This window comes from Bradyrhizobium sp. (genome assembly GCF_049519115.1).
In the GTDB taxonomy this organism is placed as follows: Bacteria; Pseudomonadota; Alphaproteobacteria; order Rhizobiales; family Xanthobacteraceae; genus Bradyrhizobium.
In genome coordinates, this window is sequence record NZ_JBEKRB010000023.1 from 1 (window position 1) to 19,045 (window position 19,045).

20 protein-coding genes are annotated in these 19,045 nt (G+C 61.5%); 10 read left to right on the forward strand and 10 right to left on the reverse strand.

Translation table 11 applies throughout. From position 1 onward, the window contains the following. Window positions 1-1,265 precede the first annotated feature (1,265 nt). Window positions 1,266-1,517, reverse strand: coding sequence for a hypothetical protein (locus ABSE61_RS18335; protein ID WP_423872544.1), 252 nt, complete (start codon window positions 1,515-1,517; stop codon window positions 1,266-1,268). A gap of 112 nt (window positions 1,518-1,629) precedes the next feature. Between ABSE61_RS18335 and ABSE61_RS18340 the strand changes: the two genes are divergently transcribed. The 4 genes from ABSE61_RS18340 to ABSE61_RS18355 all read left to right on the forward strand — a co-directional run bounded on the left by ABSE61_RS18340 (window position 1,630) and on the right by ABSE61_RS18355 (window position 5,648). After that, on the forward strand, window positions 1,630-2,520 hold the full coding sequence (locus tag ABSE61_RS18340; RefSeq protein ID WP_423872545.1) for a DUF2061 domain-containing protein: 891 nt from the start codon (window positions 1,630-1,632) through the stop codon (window positions 2,518-2,520). An 85-nt stretch (window positions 2,521-2,605) separates the two neighbouring features. Then, window positions 2,606-3,964 (forward strand): class I SAM-dependent methyltransferase, encoded by a 1,359-nt coding sequence (locus tag ABSE61_RS18345; RefSeq protein WP_423872546.1) that lies wholly within the window; start codon window positions 2,606-2,608, stop codon window positions 3,962-3,964. Between the two features lie 111 nt (window positions 3,965-4,075). Then, window positions 4,076-4,405, forward strand: a complete 330-nt coding sequence (locus tag ABSE61_RS18350; RefSeq protein WP_423872547.1) for a hypothetical protein — start codon at window positions 4,076-4,078, stop codon at window positions 4,403-4,405. A 10-nt stretch (window positions 4,406-4,415) separates the two neighbouring features. After that, complete coding sequence (locus tag ABSE61_RS18355) at window positions 4,416-5,648, forward strand: Zn-dependent hydrolase (protein ID WP_423872548.1); 1,233 nt, start codon at window positions 4,416-4,418, stop codon at window positions 5,646-5,648. Between the two features lie 40 nt (window positions 5,649-5,688). On the opposite strand, the gene ABSE61_RS18360 is transcribed toward ABSE61_RS18355, so the two are convergent. From ABSE61_RS18360 to ABSE61_RS18370, 3 genes are all read right to left on the reverse strand, one after another. After that, window positions 5,689-6,468 carry an enoyl-CoA hydratase-related protein gene (locus ABSE61_RS18360; RefSeq protein WP_423872549.1) on the reverse strand — a complete coding sequence of 260 codons (780 nt, stop codon included), beginning with the start codon at window positions 6,466-6,468 and terminating at the stop codon, window positions 5,689-5,691. A gap of 97 nt (window positions 6,469-6,565) precedes the next feature. Continuing rightward, window positions 6,566-6,811: a hypothetical protein gene (locus ABSE61_RS18365; protein ID WP_423872550.1), complete on the reverse strand. Its 246-nt coding sequence runs from the start codon at window positions 6,809-6,811 to the stop codon at window positions 6,566-6,568. Window positions 6,812-6,860: 49 nt separating this feature from the next. Continuing rightward, window positions 6,861-7,493, reverse strand: coding sequence for a DUF2061 domain-containing protein (locus ABSE61_RS18370; protein ID WP_423872551.1), 633 nt, complete (start codon window positions 7,491-7,493; stop codon window positions 6,861-6,863). A gap of 38 nt (window positions 7,494-7,531) precedes the next feature. Here ABSE61_RS18370 and ABSE61_RS18375 point away from each other — a divergent pair, with 38 nt between their 5' ends. Next, window positions 7,532-8,569, forward strand: coding sequence for a PrsW family glutamic-type intramembrane protease (locus tag ABSE61_RS18375; RefSeq protein ID WP_423872552.1), 1,038 nt, complete (start codon window positions 7,532-7,534; stop codon window positions 8,567-8,569). 122 nt (window positions 8,570-8,691) lie between these two features. Then, entirely contained in the window at window positions 8,692-9,258 is a 567-nt protein-coding gene (locus tag ABSE61_RS18380) for an HdeD family acid-resistance protein (RefSeq protein WP_423872553.1), read from the forward strand. Window positions 9,259-9,319: 61 nt separating this feature from the next. Here the strand turns inward: ABSE61_RS18380 and ABSE61_RS18385 are convergent, their stop codons facing one another. The 3 genes from ABSE61_RS18385 to epmA are packed head-to-tail and all read right to left on the reverse strand — an operon-like array spanning window position 9,320 to window position 11,765. Continuing rightward, entirely contained in the window at window positions 9,320-9,544 is a 225-nt protein-coding gene (locus tag ABSE61_RS18385; protein ID WP_423872554.1) for a hypothetical protein, read from the reverse strand. Window positions 9,545-9,600: 56 nt separating this feature from the next. Beyond that, window positions 9,601-10,698: a lysine-2,3-aminomutase-like protein gene (locus tag ABSE61_RS18390; protein WP_423872555.1), complete on the reverse strand. Its 1,098-nt coding sequence runs from the start codon at window positions 10,696-10,698 to the stop codon at window positions 9,601-9,603. Next, entirely contained in the window at window positions 10,695-11,765 is a 1,071-nt protein-coding gene (gene epmA / locus ABSE61_RS18395; protein ID WP_423872556.1) for an EF-P lysine aminoacylase EpmA, read from the reverse strand. The genes ABSE61_RS18390 and epmA overlap by 4 nt, the downstream gene beginning before the upstream one ends. Window positions 11,766-11,905: 140 nt before the next feature. Here epmA and efp point away from each other — a divergent pair, with 140 nt between their 5' ends. Then, window positions 11,906-12,472, forward strand: a complete 567-nt coding sequence (gene efp, locus ABSE61_RS18400) for an elongation factor P (RefSeq protein WP_423872557.1) — start codon at window positions 11,906-11,908, stop codon at window positions 12,470-12,472. Window positions 12,473-12,522: 50 nt separating this feature from the next. Then, window positions 12,523-14,136 (forward strand): M23 family metallopeptidase, encoded by a 1,614-nt coding sequence (locus ABSE61_RS18405; RefSeq protein ID WP_423872558.1) that lies wholly within the window; start codon window positions 12,523-12,525, stop codon window positions 14,134-14,136. Between the two features lie 19 nt (window positions 14,137-14,155). Here ABSE61_RS18405 and ABSE61_RS18410 read toward each other — a convergent pair whose 3' ends face one another. Beyond that, complete coding sequence (locus ABSE61_RS18410) at window positions 14,156-14,668, reverse strand: cupin domain-containing protein (RefSeq protein ID WP_423872645.1); 513 nt, start codon at window positions 14,666-14,668, stop codon at window positions 14,156-14,158. Window positions 14,669-14,703: 35 nt separating this feature from the next. Next, window positions 14,704-15,183, reverse strand: a complete 480-nt coding sequence (locus ABSE61_RS18415) for a carboxymuconolactone decarboxylase family protein (RefSeq protein ID WP_423872559.1) — start codon at window positions 15,181-15,183, stop codon at window positions 14,704-14,706. A 50-nt stretch (window positions 15,184-15,233) separates the two neighbouring features. Here ABSE61_RS18415 and ABSE61_RS18420 point away from each other — a divergent pair, with 50 nt between their 5' ends. Continuing rightward, complete coding sequence (locus ABSE61_RS18420; protein ID WP_423872560.1) at window positions 15,234-15,818, forward strand: MarR family winged helix-turn-helix transcriptional regulator; 585 nt, start codon at window positions 15,234-15,236, stop codon at window positions 15,816-15,818. 44 nt (window positions 15,819-15,862) lie between these two features. Continuing rightward, entirely contained in the window at window positions 15,863-17,098 is a 1,236-nt protein-coding gene (locus ABSE61_RS18425; protein ID WP_423872561.1) for a lytic murein transglycosylase, read from the forward strand. Here ABSE61_RS18425 and recJ read toward each other — a convergent pair whose 3' ends face one another. Continuing rightward, complete coding sequence (gene recJ / locus ABSE61_RS18430) at window positions 17,099-18,940, reverse strand: single-stranded-DNA-specific exonuclease RecJ (RefSeq protein WP_423872562.1); 1,842 nt, start codon at window positions 18,938-18,940, stop codon at window positions 17,099-17,101. It abuts the gene before it with no gap. Between the last annotated feature and the right edge of the window lie 105 nt (window positions 18,941-19,045).

Genomic DNA, 19,045 nt, shown 5'->3' on the forward strand with positions numbered 1-19,045 from the left:
AAGGTTGCATCTAGTGCTGCGAGCAGCACCAGATGCTGTGCGACAGGAGGCTCCGTTGTGGCCCAGCGTCAGCAGCGGAGCGAGCGCACGACCTAGTTGATTTGCTGCCAATCGGCGTATTTTCGCTCGGCGAAATTGACTTGCGCGTCGGTCTCAGCCTCACGCATGAGGCGTGATAGCCGCCATCCCTCAAAGTCGTCGCCGTGTTGGGTTGCGCGTTCACGGACGACATGCGCCGCGTCGTTCAAAATCCGACAGCGTTGACCAAAACCTGCGGCTCTCCATCATTGTTTTGTTCCTTTGGTTGGATGGGCAACCGCAGCCACGGTCGATAGTTGCACGCCACCGGCGAGCGCAATGAATTTCAAGTTAATGCTGATGATAGAAAAAACCACCGGGTCGGCGGCGGGTTCAAATGTCAGCGCCGTAGCCTTCTGGCGTGTGCCGCCAACCGCTGCCGGTTGCCCCGAAAGCTGACGATGGCGGAGATTCCGGCGCTGATTCCATCTGACATCATGCCGCGCAGCCGGCTTGCTCGATATCGCACCAACTTCTGACGCTCTCTGGTCCCATTTTGGCCCCGACTCAGACCAAGGCTCTCGACAAGCGTCAGGAGCCACGAATGCGCCCGCCAATCTATGATGTCTATCAAATGAAAGCCGATAGGCTGCCGGAAGGCTCAAAGGCCGTTTGGCTTCGAACCTGGCCCGACGAAAGGCCGGCTTCGGACAATTGGACGCTGATCGGACGAGAGCGCCATCCGAGTAAGTGGACGATCGATGAGATGAATGAGAAAGGCTTCTGCTTCCGCGAGATACCGGGCTGGATCGACTCCTCGAATTTTAGGTAGCGACGGAGTTTTTCAAAGAGGTTCGTCCGCCGATCTGACGACGCCTCTCTGCGCCATGAAGCGAGATAGACCGTTGACCGCCGCGTCGTATTTCGCAGTCCGGTGTGATTAAATTTCAACACTCAATGAAAATCTGCTCGGTTCTTATTCGGAACACAGTTGCGCCTATTGGCATCCCCACGGCTCCGCGAAGTTGCCAGCGAAAGAAAAAACGGGAGTCAGTCATGAGCGTCAACATCCCCCTGGACCTTCAAAGAAAGTGCGAACAGCGCTGGGCCGCCAGATTTCCTCAACCGGTTGCTACCGCGCCTCAACGCCAATCAGATGGGAAAGATCAGGAGCGGCCGCACCCCAGCCCAGCGGAGTAAGCGCACATCTGTCCAGGGGAAATACGTAACCGCAGCTGCACAAGGCGTCAGGGCTTTGCTGGCGTCGTGCCCGCGCTGGTTTTGCTCTTGGAAGTCTGCTTGGTCTCTTGACGGCCCTCTTGGCGGTCGCGCGCGGTCGATAGTTCTTTCTTGAGCTTCGACTGCTCGTCGGCCGTCATCGCAGGCTTGTCGGGCCTTGGCGGCACATCTCCTACAGCCGGATAGCCGGTCGTTTTCGGACGCGCTGTTTCCTCGGCTTGCGAGGCGAGCGGCAAAAGCGAGATGACGGATAACAGCATCGCTGAAGCAGCCAACGCAACTAGTCGCCCCTTCCGCATCCGTAGTCCTATCTGTGTTTCACTGAAACGCGAGCACGGCCGACCTGTCTGGGGGTAGGTTCAGAAGCCGACCGTGCGGGCCCTGACGGGCGGCCGTCAGCAACCCACAAAGATAACGGCAACTCTCGGCGTCCTGTTCCGTGACATCTTGTCCATCGCTCGGAAGGCGCGACGTCTACGAGAGACTGTTGCATTTATGTCTTATATTTCAGCGAAAGTTTTCCCGTTACATCCAGAACATTCCAGGGTGCTCATGAAGCGCGAAATCACGATTGGACTGGCCGTGGTTGCGGGCGCCGCCCTGCTGGAGGTCACGCTGGTTCCCGGCATCATTCTCGGCGGCGCTACTTTCCTCGTGCCCCAGTATCTGACCGGACGACGCGGCGCGGCGGCGCGACGAGGCATCAAGTCCCCGCTGATCGACGCGTCCTCGCGTGAAGTGGTTGTGAAACGGCCTTCCCAGCACCTGGCAAAATTGCCGCTTCGACGGACGATTGCCAAAACGATTACGTTTCGCCTCGTCGTGACGACGCTTGATTTCACCACGAACTATATTGTGATCGGCGAGATAGCGACCGCGGCCGGCCTGTCGACATTCAATCTCTTCGCTGGCCCCGTCTTCTATTTCGCCCACGAGGCCGCGTTGAATTATCTGCGTCCTTCTGAAACCAGCGTCACGCTGCATTTGCGCACATCCGACCCCGGCAGCGACACAACCGGGCTCACGATCAGCCCGGCGCTGGCCAAGACAATCACCTACCGAACAATTGCAACGATTGTGGACTTCACCACGAATTACGTGGTTGTCGGCACCGTGGCCGAGGCGATGATCCTGTCGGCCACCGGCTTCGTGCTCGGGCCGTTCGTGTATTACGGCCATGAGAAGGCCTGGGAATACTTTGCCGACGATTCCGCGGCAAAAGCGGCTCCTGTCAAAGAGCTCGAGCTTCCTGCGGCCGTTTAAACGTTCGGCTAAACTATTGATTTCCCTCAAAAGCGATGCTCCCTTAGGAAGGGAGTGTCAGAATTCGCAACGGGGATAAGTCATTTTGCCGGGGGCCTCAAAAGCGGCGCGCCGTCTCGATAGTTTCAGGCGCCTGCTCACGCATATCAACGAGCGGATCCTGCCTGATCTCGGCTTCGTGTTGTGGGACGGCTCGACGATACCTGCCGATCTACGATCCGATGCGCTGGCCTTCGCGATCGCCGATGAGGGCGCCGTGGCGGCCATGATCCGGCGGCCGAGTATCGATACCTTCCTCAACCTCTGGGTCACGTCGCGGTTCGATCTGCGCAACGGATCGTTCTTCGATCTTGCCGCGCGCCGGCCGAAAATACGCACCCGGGCGCTGATGAAATCGTTCGACAAGCTTCTCGCGCTGACAACGCTCGCCAGGTTTGTGTTCGTGCCCCGCGGCGGCCCGTGGCCGCTGGAAGGCGTTCGCAGCGAAAAGACGCGCATCGATGGCTCCGAGGCGAGCAACAAGGAGAACGTCCATTATCACTACGACCTCTCCAATCGGTTTTACGAACTCTTTCTCGATCCGGAGATGGTCTACTCCTGTGCCTATTTCAAAGACTGGAACAACGATCTCGCGACGGCGCAGGCTGACAAGCTCGATATGATCTGCCGCAAGTTACGGCTCCAGCCGGGCGAAACGCTGCTCGATATCGGCTGCGGCTGGGGGGCACTGGTCTGCCATGCGGCGCAACACTATGGGGTACGCGCCCATGGGGTGACGCTAGCCGAAGAGCAGTTCGCTTACGCCAAGGAAAAAGTCGCCCGGCTGGGGCTCGGTGGCAAGGTGACGCTTGAACTGCGCGACTATTCACATCTCGAAGGCAGCTTTGACAAGATTGCTTCGATCGGCATGTTCGAGCACGTCGGCATCGCCAACCATCCGACCTATTTCCAAGCCATCAATCGCCTGCTGAAGCCTGGCGGCCTGTACCTCCACCACTCGATCGCGCTGCGCTCGAAGAGTTTCGAGCGCTTTCGTCGCGGGCGCCGGCGTGACGCCGCTTTGGCGACCGCGGTCGGCCGCTACATCTTTCCCGGCGGAGAACTCGATCATCTCGGCATGTCGATCGGAAATCTCGAGCTGTATAATTTTGAAGTGCACGACGTCGAAGCATGGCGCGAGCACTATATGCACACCACCCGGCTCTGGCACGACCGGTTGACGGCAAACGGCGAAGCCGCCGAGCGTGAAATCGGCCGCGAGAAAACCAGGCTGTGGATCGCCTATCTTGCGGTGGTCTCGATCGCCTTCATGCAAGGCACCGTCGGGATTTTCCAGACACTGGCCTCGCGCCGCGTTCGTGGCCCTTCCGGCTTGCCGCCGACCCGTGCCGATTTGTATCGGAGAGTCCATATCGGGCGCCGCGTTAGACCTCACGCGGATTAAGCGCACGATGGTTCCTCGCGACACCAAGAGTTGCAGACCTATTGACTTCGCGTGCTCTCACCTTTCTAGAGGATGGCAGCGGGCACGAAAATCGAGGGGCGACAGACATCGATGGTTTTTCAAAGATACCTGGCGATTCTCGCGGCCCTGACATTGGCCGGCTGCGGCGGCATGTCGGGCCTGTCTCTGCCAGACGTCAAGGCAAGGAACGATTTCAAGGGCAAACCGCTGAGCGCGGTCACAACCGTGCTCGGCAACCCCGATTTTCAGCGAACCGTTGCCGGACAGAAAACCTATACGTGGCGAAGAGGCTCGGTCATCCAGGAATGCCTGATCAAGGTGGTGATGGCCGGCGATGTCGTCGAATCCTACGATACGTCGGGCGACCCGGCGATCTGTTCGCCCTATCTCGCTCCCGCCCAGCCAGTCCCTGCCGAATAAGATTTGTACCATGAATGATCTACGTTCCAAGGCTGACGGCGCGCGGGTACTTGCCGATCTCAATGCACTGCGTGCCCTCGGCGCCTACAAGACCGGGGTTCATCGGCCGACCTTTTCCGAACCGCACGTACATTCGCTGCAATGGCTGGTGGGAAAACTGCCTGAAGCCGGTCTTGCGGGCGAGATCGACGGCATCGGCAATGTGCTGGGCATGAGCACCAAAGCCGGCTTGAGGCTGCTGGCCGGCTCGCATCTGGAGAGCCAGAATTTCGCGGGCTGGCTCGACGGGCCGCTCGGCGTCATCTACGCGCTCGAGGCAGCGCGCGTCATCAACCTGGATCCCGGCATCAAGGGTGCGGTGGAAGTCGCCTCATGGTGCGACGAGGAAGGCCATTTCGGCCATTTCCTCGGCAGCCGTTCCTATGTCGGCGACGTCACCGAGCAAGATATCGACACCGCGCGCGACCGCACCAACGGCCGAGCGATGCGTGAGGCCCTGCAAGCGGCCGGTCTGGCGGGCCGCCCACGCAAGATCGTCGAGCGCGGCCGTCACATCGGATATCTTGAAGCCCATATCGAACAGGGACGGACGCTGGAAGGCTCGCGCCTCGGTATCGGGGTCGTCACGTCGATCATCGGTATCTGGCAATATGAGATCACCTTTACGGGCGAGCAAAATCACGCGGGTACGACGCGGATGAGGGATCGCAGGGATGCCGGCCTCGCGGCTGCGAGGTTGTGCATCGCCATCGACGATCGCTTTCCAAGGGCCGCCGGTCCGCGAACCGTTTGGACCACCGGCCGCATCACGCTTGATCCCGGCGCTCCCAGCATCATTCCCGGCCGTGCCGAAATGCTGTTCCAGGTTCGCGATGACGACATCGCCATCGTCGAACGTCTCGAAACACTGCTCCGCGAAACCGCAACTGAGATTGCCGCGGCGAGCGGGTGCAGCGTCGAAGTCGATCGTATCCGTACCGGCAGACCCGCGATGATGGATGAGAAATTTCAGCGCGCGATCGAGGAGGCTACATCCGACGTCGCAGGAGGCAAATCCGTTCGCATGCCGAGCGGGGCCGGTCACGACGCGCAAGTTCTCGCCGCGATCATGCCGGCGGGCATGTTATTCGTGCCGTCGATCGACGGCATCAGCCATCACTGGAACGAGAACACCGACGATGCTGATATCGTCGCCGGCGCAGAGGTATTTGTCGAGACCTGCCGCCGCTTGCTCTCGAGCTGAACGTGTCGAGAGCTTCGCGCCAGCCGGCCCACCAAGAAAGCTAGTTTCCCTGCCAGCGCGGCGGACGCTTCTCCGCGAAAGCCTTCGGACCCTCGACATAGTCGGCCGATATGATCATTTCGCGCACCGCGGGATATTCGCGCTGTGCGACCATCGCGGCCGGCAATGGCACATTCAGCCCTTCCAGCACTGCCTGTTTTGACGCGCGGATCGACATCGGGCTGTTCTGGCAAATCTGGTTTGCCCAGCGCTCCGCCCCGGCAAGCGCCTCGCCCGTCGGCACGACCTCATTGACAAAACCGAGTTCAAAACCCTCCCGAGCCGAAACGTGCCGGCCGGTCAGGATCATGCCCATCGCCCGCTTCAACCCGATCTGACGCGGCAGCCGTTGCAGGCCTCCGGCCAATGCCGCCAGGCCAACGCGCGGTTCGGGCAGCGCGAATGTTGCATTCTCCGATGCAATGATGAGGTCGCACGCCAGCGCGACCTCGAAGCCACCGCCCATCGCCACACCATTGACGGCTGCGATGATCGGCTTGTCGCAATGGAAGCGCAGCGTTAGTCCACCGAAGCCGCTGGAATTCCAGCCGCGATCGCCGCCCGCAGCCTGCCATTTCAGGTCATTGCCTGCGCAGAACGCCCTGTCTCCTGCACCGGTGACGATCGCCACCCACTGATTGGGATCGGCGGCAAAAGCGTTGAATACCTCGTGCAGCTCAAAATGAGCGGGCTTATGCAAGGCGTTCATCACGGCCGGACGGTTGAGCGTCACGATCGTGATGTGGCCGGCGTGCTTGACGTCCACAAATTCAAAACTCATTTTGGAACTCCTTAAGGAAACGTCCCTCTCTGGTGTTGTGATGCTTCCGCTCTTTTTACATGGCGGCGTTTGTTTCGGGCCTTGCGAGAGCTAGTCGCTAAGGCTGAATGACGTTGCAGTTGGTGCGTCCCGACAACACGCAATCCTGCATCTTGCTGGCCGCTCTCAGTTCGTGCGCCAGCCACAGTCCAACCACCAGCAGCACGACCGCAATCCCAAGCCCTGCCATCGCCGGCGTGTTGTTTTCCCGCGGTTCACGGTTTTGCGGCTTGGACTGTGCCGGCTTGAGTTTTTCAGCCTCAAGGTTTTCGGGCTCAAGTTTTTGAGTGTTGGGGTCTTTCATCAACGGGACCGTCTTCTTTCATGTTTCTTGGTCTTAATTTGCCTCCAGATCAATCCAGTCTGCGGCGCCCCCAGGGAATGGCCGCCCAAACCCGCTCGTGAAGATAATACCATGCGATCTTCGTAATGATCTCCATGCCGGCGATCGAACCAGCAATCTCGACCCTTCCGGTAAAAAACCAACTGATGGCAAAAGTGTCGAGGGTTCCAAGGGTTCGCCAACTGATAGCCTTGAGGACCGACCTTGAATGCGTTTCTGCCCCGCGGAATAAAGCCACCGGCGCGCTCCCTCTATTATTGGCGTTAAGCCTACCATGAGGCGACAGTTGTTCGCTCTGCGGTTGCCATGCAGTCGGGGCAAAGGCCCCGGCGATAGCGCATGCCCGGCAATTGGCGAACTCTTTGATTTGGCTATCCAATTGCTTACCCGGCGCACCGCCGGCCTTCCCGCCTGGCAAGCGAGCGATTGAACGGCCGACCGTAAAAGCAATATCAGGGTTGGGGCCTACGAAACGCTTGCGGCGAAACGCGCGTAGTTTGCCATAGAGAATGCCGAAAAATGGCATATTTCCATTTTGTGTCGGAGGACCGAACGGCTCCCGATTGGACGTCAACTGGAAACTTGAACCTGCTGGTGCGCCTTTGATTCTGACAACGACCTTTAACAAGCCGAAAGCTGTCAACTTTGGCGGCAAGCGATTGTTGGAGCAGGCATAGGTCGATGCTTCTCCTCGAATCCCTCCCGACAGTCATCGGAACGGCGGCCGTTGCACCGGCACTGCTCATCCTGTGGCTCGTGGTCGCCGCCGATGAACGGCCGGGACCGCCGGCCAAGGTGTGGACCGCGTTTTTCCTCGGCGCGGCCAGCATTTCCTTGCTTGGGCTGCTACGCACCCCCTTCATGTCGCTGCTATCCGCTCCTGAAAATCCATGGGTAGCGCAAGCACTGCACTCGCTGTTCGGCGTCGCGCTGCCGGAGGAAAGCGTCAAGATCCTGGTCATTGCACTGGTATCGGTATGGCGAAGGCCGTTCACCGATCCCATGGACACGGTGGTCTATGGCGCTGCCGCCGGTCTCGGCTTCGCGGCTTACGAAAACCTCGCCTACCTGGTTCAGCACGCCGACATGTGGCAGTCGCTGGCCGCGCTGCGCAGCATTCTAACCGTCCCGTTCCACGGTGCGCTCGGAATCATCGCCGGCGCGTATCTGGCGATCGCACGATCCGGTACGGCGCTCGGCGCCCACCGCCACAACCGCGACTGGGCCCGTTTCACGAGCCGCCTCCTGGTGCTGGCGGGCCCGGTCGGGTTGCATGCCGCGTTCGACTTTCCCCTGCTGACGTTGCAGAAAAATCCGCAGATCGACAACAACACCCGCCTCATCCTGGGCGCAGCCAGCATTCTGATCGGTTTCTCCTCCATCGCGTTTGCCACCCGACTGGTGCGACGGGTCGGTCGTCACCACGCGCCGCGAACCGAACTCGCACGCGAGCGGCTCAGTCAGCTTCGGCGAATGTGGGCATTGCTGGTGGTCGGCGGCGGCGCAGGTTTCGCCGGCCTCGTTTTCGTTCTGTCCTCGATCCATCACTGGCTGCAAAATCCGGATCGCAACGTGACACTCGTTCTCGTTCCGATCGGCCTTCTTTCCATTCTCATCGGCTTCGCGCTGCTGGTGGTCACGACCGCGGTCTATTTTCTGGGTCGCGAGCGCATCCGCGCCCAGGCATCAAACCTGTCGTCCCTGCCCGGCCAGGGCTGAAGTTAAAAGGCTGACGCTAAAAGGTTGAGCTTAAAAGGCTGGGACACGCTATATTCGCGCCGTCACAGAAGCGCGCCATTCTGACTGAACGCTGCATGGCCTAACCGGTACGGGAGATTTCGATGACCAACGAAAATGCCGAGTTGCCGACGAAAATGCACGATGCCGTTCGCGCGCATTGGAAGGCCTTCCTGATTGAAGGGATTCTCTTGGTCATCTTTGGATTGGCCGCCATCGTCGTGCCACCGGCCGCCAGTCTCGCCGTGACCATCCTATTGGGGTGGCTGTTCCTGATCAGCGGCATCGCAGGCCTGGCGCTGACCTTCTGGGCGCGTGAAATGCCCGGCTTTTGGTGGTCGCTGATTTCGGCCGCGCTTGCGGTCCTTGCAGGGATTGTCCTTTTGGCTCAGCCGGCGCAGGGCACGCTGACGCTGACCATCGTCGTCGGTGCTTATTTCCTCGCCGAGGGCGTCGCCACCATCATGTATGCGCTGGAGCACCGGCGCGAACTGTCGGGCCGGTGGTCATGGATGCTGATCGCCGGTCTGATGGATCTGTTGATTGCAGCCATCATCATCACGGGATTGCCGGGGTCGGCCCTGTGGGCGATCGGCCTCTTGGTCGGCATCAACCTGTTATTTGGCGGCGCGACCTTGATCGGCGTAGCGCTCGCCGCACGCAACGCCTGATCGCGAACATTCGCAGTCCGTCTCAGCGGGCACTTTTGCGAATGTTAGAATTAAAGGGCCACTAGCAGCCGCGGCAAATACTCTTGATCTTGCGGTCGAGCTCTGCGTCCTGTTTTCTCTCGGCTTCCGCAGCGGGGGAATTATCCTTGCCCTGCGGCACTTGGTCGGCCCGCGGCTGGCGGTGACCGACAGGTGCGGGCAAAGGTTCATCCCGTTTGTTTTGCGCGACCGCCGCCGAACCGACCGTCAACATCAGAAATGTGGCCGTCACCAACAGTTTTCGCATCTGCTTTTTCCATGTTCGACGTTACAGCCTCGAAACCCGGGTTCCGCGGAAAACGGTTACGAACCCGGCGGATAGAGATGAACGTCACCGCAATAATCCACGATACGATAGCGGGTTTCTGCGGACTGTTCACGATCTGCGGAGAAAGATTTTTCGGCGGAAAGATAGTTCGGGCCGGCGGGGGCCTTGCCGTGACCGCCGGGGATATCGACCACGAATTCCGGCTGACATAGCCCGGATACCCGGCCACGCAGCGCCCGCATGATCTCCTGGCCGTGCGCCAGCGTCGTTCGCAGATGCGAAGTCCCCGGTGCGAGATCGCCGTGATGCAGATAATAGGGCTTTATCCGGCACTCGACGAAGCCGCGCATCAGCGCTTCCAGGCTCTCAGGATCGTCATTGACCCCCCGCAGCAGCACCGACTGGCTGACCATCGGAATGCCGGCATCGATCATGGCGGCGCAGGCCGCGCGCGCGTTCGGCGTGAGTTCCCGGATGTGATTGGCGTGAACCGCCACCCAGGTCGTGGCGCCCTTGACCCTCAAGGCTGCAACCATCTTGTCGTTGATGCGCTGGGGCTCGGCGACCGGGACCCGGCTGTGAATGCGGATGACTTTGACATGATCGATCCGCGCAAGGTCCGCCATCACCTCGGACAGGCGCCGCGGCGACAACATCAGCGGATCGCCGCCGGTCAGGATGACTTCCCAAATTTCGGAGTGGGCGCGGATATAGGCCAGCGCGTTGTTGTAAGCCCCTTCCGAAAGCGTAGTCCCTTTGCCCGGCCCGACCATCTCGCGGCGAAAACAAAACCGGCAATACACCGCGCAGACATGCACGAGTTTGAACAAGACCCGGTCCGGATAGCGATGCACGATGCCGGAGACCGGCGAATGCGTCTCGTCGCCGATCGGATCGGGCTTCTCGTTGGGTTGAGCCACCAGTTCCTCGGGACTCGGGATATATTGCCGCGCGATCGGATCAAGCGGATCGTCCGGATCGATCAACGCCGCCACCTCGGGCGTCACGGCGATCGCATAGCGCGCCGCGACTTTTTCCAGTGAGGGAATATCCGCAACCGGGACAAGACCGCGGGCGGCGAGTTCAGCAGGCTCACGCAGAGTGCTGACGGGTTTAAAAACGATACTGCTCATATTTCTCCAGTTGGGGGTGTCCAAACCACCTGATCGACCGACGCTGCGCCGCTTGCCAACATCACCAGCCTGTCAAAACCAAGCGCAACGCCGCTTGCCTCCGGCATGCTTGCCACCGCGGCGAGGAAATCCTCATCCAGCGGATAGCGCTCACCGTATCGGCGCTGTTTTTCGTCCATCGCCAGCATAAAGCGACGGCGTTGCTCGGCTGCATCGGTCAGTTCACCAAATCCATTCGCCAATTCCACACCGCAGGCATAGACCTCGAAACGCTCGGCGACGCGTGGGTCAGATGAGGCCACACGCGCCAGCGCCGCCTCCGGCAGCGGGTATTCATAGAGTAACGTAAGGCGTCCCTGCCCCAGATTTGGTTCAACGTATTCCACCAATATTTTACTGAAAATATCGGACCATGTGTCGTCAGTAGTAATACGGACTTTGGCATCGGCGGCCGACGCGAGCTTGCTCCGGTCGCCTTCGGCCCCCTCAACGGTGGCCAGGAGGTCTATCCCGGCGAAGCGCTCAAATGCCCGGGCTACCGTCAACAGTTCGGGCTCGGCGAAGGGATCGGCGGTCCGCCCGCGAAACGAAAATGTCCCGATCCCTGTTGCCTGCGCGGCCTGCGCGATCAGGACGACGGTATCGGCCATGACCGCATCGTAGGCCGCGTTCGCCCGGTACCATTCGAGCATGGTGAATTCCGGCAAATGCAGCCGGCCACGCTCGCGGTCACGGAATACCCGGGCGAATTCGAATATCCTGGACTCGCCGGCAGCCAATAACTTCTTGCAGGCGAATTCTGGCGAGGTCCGCAGATACCGCGTCGCGCCGTCGCCGTCGCCGTCGCCGTCGCCGTCGGGGGCGATGATCTCTGTGCGCGGGGCATGTAAATGGGTCTCGTTGCCCGGCGAGACCTGCAGAACAGCCGTTTCGACTTCGGTAAAGCCTTGTTCATCGAACCAGGCCCTGATGGCCCGGGCAACAGCGTTCCTCGCGGCCAAAAACGGCTTGATATCGGTGTGCCGGGCCGCGGACCACCACGGCGACCTGTTCTTATCCGCAACCATCAGCCAATCGCCTTGTCGGGCCGCAAAACGCTAGCTTCGAAGCACAAAATCAGTATGTTGCAGCCCGAAACTGCCCCCGACAGCTCCCAGGGACACCCCTGCCAGGCACGATCCCGGGCCAGAATATCAGGAAAACAGCTTTGAAAGTCATCGCCAGCTCTATTCGCAAAGGCAACATCATCGAGCAAGACGGCAAGCTCTATGTTGTGCTTACGGCCGAAAACATCCACCCCGGCAAGGGAACCCCGGTCAGCCAGATCGAAATGCGCCGTATCGGCGACGGGGTGAAGATTTCGGAGCGCTACAAGACCACCGACCAGGTGGAAAAAGCGACGGTCGAGGACACCAATTTCAATTATCTCTATGAGGATGGTGACGGCTTCCACTTCATGAACACCGAGAATTACGATCAGGTCCAGGTTTCCAAGGAGATCGTCGGATCCTCGGCACCTTATTTGCAAGAGAACATGACCGTGAAACTGTCGCTTCACGACGGTAACCCGGTCGCGATCCAATTGCCGCAGCGCGCGACGCTGGAAGTCGTAGAAACCGAACCGGTCACCAAAGGACAAACGGCGTCGTCCTCTTACAAACCCGCCGTCCTGTCCAATGGCGTCCGCACCGCCGTGCCGCCGCACGTCGCCGCCGGCACAAGGATTGTGGTGATGACTGAAGACGGCTCTTACGTCGAACGCGCCAAGGATTAAAATTAGAGTATTAAGATTAGAGTACGGGGTATACGCCGGGGGGCGTCACAGTGGAATCGGGGGCCCGCACGTTCACTGCTCGTCTACAGCTAGCCTTCTTCTTTTTGTTCGTTGCCGGCGCGAACGCGGTGGCCGCGGACGAATTCAGAAGCCCGGCCATTTCCGTCGTGCGCGTGGATTGGCGCGCGGCGCTTGAGCAGCTTCGCGGCGAGATCGGAACCCAGCCCGCGGTCGTCCCGGCGTTTACGTTCGCCCGCCGATATCGACTGGCTGCCTCCGACCCACGATCGCTTCCGGCTTTCGTGCAGCTCAACGCGACGATGTCCCAGATTTTCACCGGGATCGGCCGCAGCACGATTCCCGTCCTGCTGCCCATCGACACGGCGGCCTATCTCGAGGCACGGTGGGCGGCCACGTCCGAAAGTCTTTCGCTTTCGCGCTCTCAGGCCGATTTTCGTCCCGCGGACGTGTTCGACGCAGGTCCGGCCGGCTACGACGCGGTATTTTCGCTCGAGCCCGGTGCAGCCGGCGACATGCCGCGACGCATCTTTGCCAAGCCGGTGGAAGTCCAGATCACGGGCTCGCTCCTAACCTACGATCTCAACGATCCCCTCGGCGGCAAGGGCGAACCGGTCAAATCGCTGGCCGCGCAATATCCCGACCTGCGCCGGTTCATCCGGGAAGGTTATGTGCGCTATGCCTTCACGCGCTTCGGCGTTCCCTACGTAGTTTCGATCCAGTGCCTCGACAGCGTGGCAAAGGCGAAGCGTCTAGCCTGTCGCGAGGCCTATCCGGTCGCCGAGCGATTCTTGAAGGCGCTGCACGTCGTGGGTGGCCTGCCCTCGGGTCCGCGGATGGATCTCACTCCCGAAAGCGTCGAACGTCCCTTCACGATGTCCTCGGATTTCACCTACCGGCCGCCCGGAGACATCGTGGCCCATAGCGCATCGCGCAAGCTGAACGGCCGCGTCGACTATACCGCCTACTCGCAGATTCGCTTTCCGTTGGAGAAGGCGCCAGCTTTCGCCCATTCGCAATCCTTCCACCCACGCAAGAGCGACAAGTTTGACGAACTTGCGGTTGGTCCGACCAGCTATCCCTGGCAGGACAATTTCTGTGAAGCGCGCAGTTTCGGGGTCGGCCAATGCGCGAGTGGATTCGGCCACCAGGGTCAGGACACGCGGCCCGCTCCCTGTCCTCCGCATGACGACGGACCGGAGCATTGCGACCCCAAACAAAGAGCAGTGGTTGCGGTCCGCGAGGCCGTCCTGATCCGCGAGCCGAAGCAGCAAGCGGCCACGCTTCAGGTCAATACGCGCAACGAACACATACGCTTCCGCTACATGCACATGGACCCGTCGGCGATGGACGCCGATGGCGTCCTGAACGGCCGCCGTGTCGAGGAGGGTGAAAAAATCGGCGTTGTTTCCAATTATCTCGACCGCCCCAATGGCACCACGCGTCACCTGCACTTCGACATTCAGGTGTTCACGCGCGACGGATGGTTGTGGATCAATCCCTATGTCACGCTCGTCTCCGCCTATGAGCGTCTGATCCATGGACGCGGGCGCGAAGTCGGGCCGCACAGTGTGGCTGCCGCCGACGTGGCCCACGCCCTGCCTGAAGACATGAGCCGCCGGGACGTGGAAGAAGGCCGAGAGTAACGCCGCCCGCCTGGTGGCGTTATTCCAGCATGGTCGTGAGTTGAGCGCCTTCATCCGCCACGAACACGGCAATCAGTTCCGCCGGCTCGGTATTGCTCGCATTGGCCGAAACCAGATGCGTCGAGCCCGGCGGCTCGAAAAACGATTGACCGACGCTAAATGTTTCGACCGGACTGCCCCCAAGCTGGGAACGGATCTCGCCTTTAGTGATGTAGGCAGTGACCGAGCCCGCATGGCGATGCGCGCGACTAAAACCTCCGGGACCATAGAACACCCGTACGATCGTGACCCGCTCGCCGGCCACGTTCGGTAAAGCGTAAGAGCCGATCACCTCGACCTTGTCGAGCGGTGAACTCGCTGCAGCCGCGCTATTGATGCAGAGCGGCGCCAAAACGCCGGATATCTTGTCCATTGTCAGCGGCACGGCTTTTCCAGCGGCCCACGCGCAGGCAAGGCCGGCCATCACCGCGAGCAAAACCGGTCGCCGACGGGGCCGCATCGACAAGGGTGGTATCGTCGCTATCGATGTCATGATCATTCCCTCCCATTTATTGTTGATTGATTGGCTCATGATGCTTTCGCGCTGACCTGTCCCTGCCGGGCTGCCGGGCTCCAGCGATAGGCAACGCCGAACCTGTTCCAGACATTGATCGAGGCAATGGCCGAGGTCAGATAAGTCAATTCCTTGTCGGAAAATTCCGCGCGCGCCTGATCATAGACTTCGTCGCTGACGCCAGCCGTCACTAGCGTCAGCGCCTCGGTCCAGGCCAGCGCCGCACGTTCGCGGGGGGAAAACTGCGGCACCTCACGCCACACCACGACAAGATTGAGCTTGTCGACGGGGACGCCAAGCCGCTCCGCCTGCAGGATATGATACTGCACGCAAAAGGCGCAGCCGTTGATCTGCGAGGCCCGCAGCTTGATCAGTTCGAGCAGCGGCTTCTCGATGCCGGACCTGGCGGCAAAACCGCCGAGCGCGATAACGCCCTCATAAGCGTCCGGCGCCAGCGCCTGAAAGTCGCTGTATTCCTTGCGGGCATGTGACATTCCTGATCTCCCATGTTATCAGTGTCCTTATTAACTATAAGAGTACTGATATGATACGCAAGACCGCAAGTCGCACGAAGCCGGGATCACCGGAAAAACAAGAAGGACGGCGAAAATCCCGGCGGCGCGAAAAACCCTCCGCCGAGGTTCCGGCCCTGCACGGAGTCCGGCCTCCAGCTCCCGGTTCCGGCAAGCGCGGCGAGGACGGCCACATCGCCTATCTACTGCGGCAGGCACAGGCCGCGACGCGGCTGACGCTGGAGCGCGCACTCGCCGATCTCGGAGTCACTCAACCGCAATTTGCCGTCCTCACCATGCTGAACGCCTATCCTGGCCTTTCCGGCGCCGACGTCGCCCGCGTGGCGCTGCTGACCCCGCAAACCGTCGGCGTCATCATCGGCAACCTCGAACGCGACGGCGCGATCCAAAAGACGCCGCACCCGGTGCACGGCCGGGTATTGCAGTGGACGCTGACGCGCCGCGGTGTGAGCCTGCTCGAGCAGTGCCGCCGCCGCGTCACCATCGTGGAACGGCGCCTGGTGACGGGATTAAATGCCAAGGCGGAGGTCACGATCCGGCGCTGGTTGTCCAGAATTGCGTCAGATCTGCACGAGGGGGACCGAAGCTCCCACTGACTTGGCTCTGCCGGTTCATGCTCAGCACGGCTAGACTGGCTGGGATGGCACAGGCTGATTCCCGAGAATGGCCCACCCGCCGCGCGCTGCTCGGCTTGGGCGTCGCCGCGAGCGCCGTGTTCGCCAATCCCCTCGCCGCCTTCGCCGCCACCCCGCTCGGCTTCGACCAATGGCGCGAGCGATTTCGTGCCCATGCGCTGGCGAAAGGCGTTTCGGAAGCGACCTGGGCGCGGGTGATGGGCCGCATCGAGCCGGACATGTCCGTCTTCCGGGAACTCGGGAACCAGCCGGAATTCAACGAAGAGCTTTGGCAATACATCAATCGCCGGGTCTCGGACTGGCGCATCGTCAACGGCCGCGAGGCGCTGCGGAAGAACGAGGCGCTGTTCGCGCGGATCGAGCGGGACTATGGCGTCGAGCGCGGCACGCTGCTGGCGCTGTGGGGCGTCGAATCCGCCTATGGCGATCCGCAGGTGCAACAGAACCATATGCGGCCGGTATTTCCCGCGTTGGCGGCGCTCGCCTGGAACGAGCCGCGCCGCCGCGCCTATTGGGAATCCGAACTGGTCAACGCGTTGCGCATCGTCGATCGCGGCTGGAGCACGCCTGAGGAAATGCGGGGGTCGTGGGCCGGCGCGATGGGACACACCCAATGGATGCCCGAGGTCTGGCTTAACGTCGGCATCGACTACGATCAGGACGGCCGGGTCTCGCCCTTCGGCAGGCCGGACGATGCGCTGGGTTCCACCGCCCGCTATCTCGTCACCAGAGGCAAATATCACCGCGGCGAACATTGGGGTTATGAAGTGCGCACCAACGGCGCCTCATCGCGCGGCAATCGCAGCTATGCGGCATGGGCTAGCGCGGGCGTCGCGCGCGCCGATGGCGCCCCGTTCCCACAGCCGAACGCCTCCGCGCAACTTTGGACGCCGGTACCGGAAGGTCCGAGTTTTCTCTTGGGACCGAATTTCTATTCGGTGCGAAGCTATAATCCCGCGATGAACTACGCGCTTGCGATCTGCCATCTCGGCGACCGCATCCTCGGCGGCCCGCCCTTTATCCAGCCGTTCCCCGGCTCCGAGCGCGCGCTGACGCTGGCCGAGGTCAAGGAGATGCAGGTTCGCCTGACGAGAGCTGGTTTTGACACCGGCGGCACCGACGGCCGCGTCGGCAATGACACGATGCAGGCCGTCCGGGATTATCAGGCCAAGATGGGGCTTGAGCCGGCCGACGGCTATGGCGGCCTGAAAGTGCTGGCGCGGTTGCGACAGGGCAGCTAGCTACCGGATCACCGCCGGCCCTTGATCAGGCACGGCGACATCGATCACACGCAGTTGCACGCGCTCGGTGCCCTGCCAGCGATCGACCGCGAGCGACCCCGCCACATGCAGGACCTGGCCGCGATGGGCGGTCAGCGCGTTCCCCAGTTTCTGGCCGATCGAGCGAAACGCGATGCCGTTGACGATCGACCCGTCGCCCGACTTGAAGCGCACGCGCAAATGCGCCTGGCCGACCTCATCGGCATACACCAGTTGATGCGAGGGCAGCGCCAGCACCGGTTCGGGATTGCCGCTGCCGAAAGGACCGGCGCGGTTCAGCGTGGCAGCCAATTCCGTGGTCACGCCGCGCGCGCTGACCGCGCCGTCGACGAAGATCTCGTTGACGTGACGCGACTGCGCCACATCGGCGGCGAGCGCATCCTCCATATAAGCCCGGAACTCAGCGAGTCGTTCCTTGCGCAAGGTCACGCCCGCGGCCATGGCGTGGCCGCCGCCCTTCATCAGGAGACCATCATGGACCGCCTGCCGCACCGCCTTGCCGAGATCGACGCCGCCGATCGAGCGGCCCGAGCCGGTGCCGATGCCGCCGGGTTCGAGCGCAATGGCAAAGGTCGGACGCGAGAACTTGTCCTTCAGCCGCGAGGCGACAAGACCCACAATGCCGGGATGCCACCCCTCCGAGGCCGTGACGATCACCGAACCCTTGTCTTCCAGCCCAAGCGAGGCCAGCGCCTCGGCTTCGGCCTGCGCTTCGGCCGCCTGTTCGATCACCCGCCGTTCGATGTTCAGCCGGTCGAGTTCGGCCGCAATCTTTGCTGCTTCCGAAATGTCGCCTTCCAGCAATAGCCGTACGCCGAGATCGGCGCGCCCGATCCGGCCGCCCGCATTGATGCGCGGCCCCAGCATGAAGCCGAGATGCCAGGCTTCCGGCGGCCCATTCAGCCGCGCCACATCCATCAGCGCGGTGTGGCCGACATGGTCGCGGCGGCGCATCGCAACCAAGCCTTTGGCGACGAAGGCCCGATTGAGCCCGATCAGCGGCGCAACGTCGGCGACGGTGCCGAGCGCCACGTGGTGCAGCATGCCGAGCAAATCCGGCTCCGGCATCTCCGCCGTCCAGAATCCCCGCGACCGCAATTCTCTGTTGACCGCGACCAGCGTCACCAGAACGAGCCCGACGGCCGCGAGATGACCAAGCCCTGAAAGATCATCGGGCCGGTTCGGATTCACCAGGGCTTCGACTTCGGGCAATACATCGCCGCACTGGTGATGATCGATCACCACGACCGACATGCCGAGCTTGCGCGCTTCAACCAGCGGCTCGATGCTAGTGGTGCCGCAATCGACGGTCACGAGCAGCGTAGCCCCCTTCCCTGCCAGCATCCGCACCGCTTCGACGTTGGGTCCATAACCCTCGAAAATCCGGTCGGGAATGTGGATCAACGGATCGAGCCCGCAATGGCGCAAATGCCAGGTGAGCAGTGCGGCTGACGTCGCGCCATCGACATCGTAATCGCCGAACACCGCGACCTTTTCGCCGCGCACGGCCGCATCCGCGATGCGTTTGGCGGCCGCCTCCATCTGCGTCACGCTAAAGGGATCAGGCATCAGCTTGCGGATGGTCGGATCGAGGAAGTCCTCGACCGCGTCGATGTCGACGTCGCGCCCCGCAAGCAGGCGCGCCAGCATTTCCGGTAATTGATAGCGCTGGGTAATCGCCAGCGCCCGGGCCGCCCCGCGCGCATCCAGCCGGTCGCGCCACAGCTTCCCGGTCAGGGAATGGGCGACGCCGAGAAAGGCCGGCGGGGCCTCGACAGGCAATGCGGATGCGGGAAGCGTCATGATGCCTCAAGAAGATAGGCTTGGGCGGCGTCTCTTCAATGATTCGCGCCTCGTTTCCACGGCTAATTGCCGTCGTGACGGAGAGCCATGATCCTCCTGCGCCGG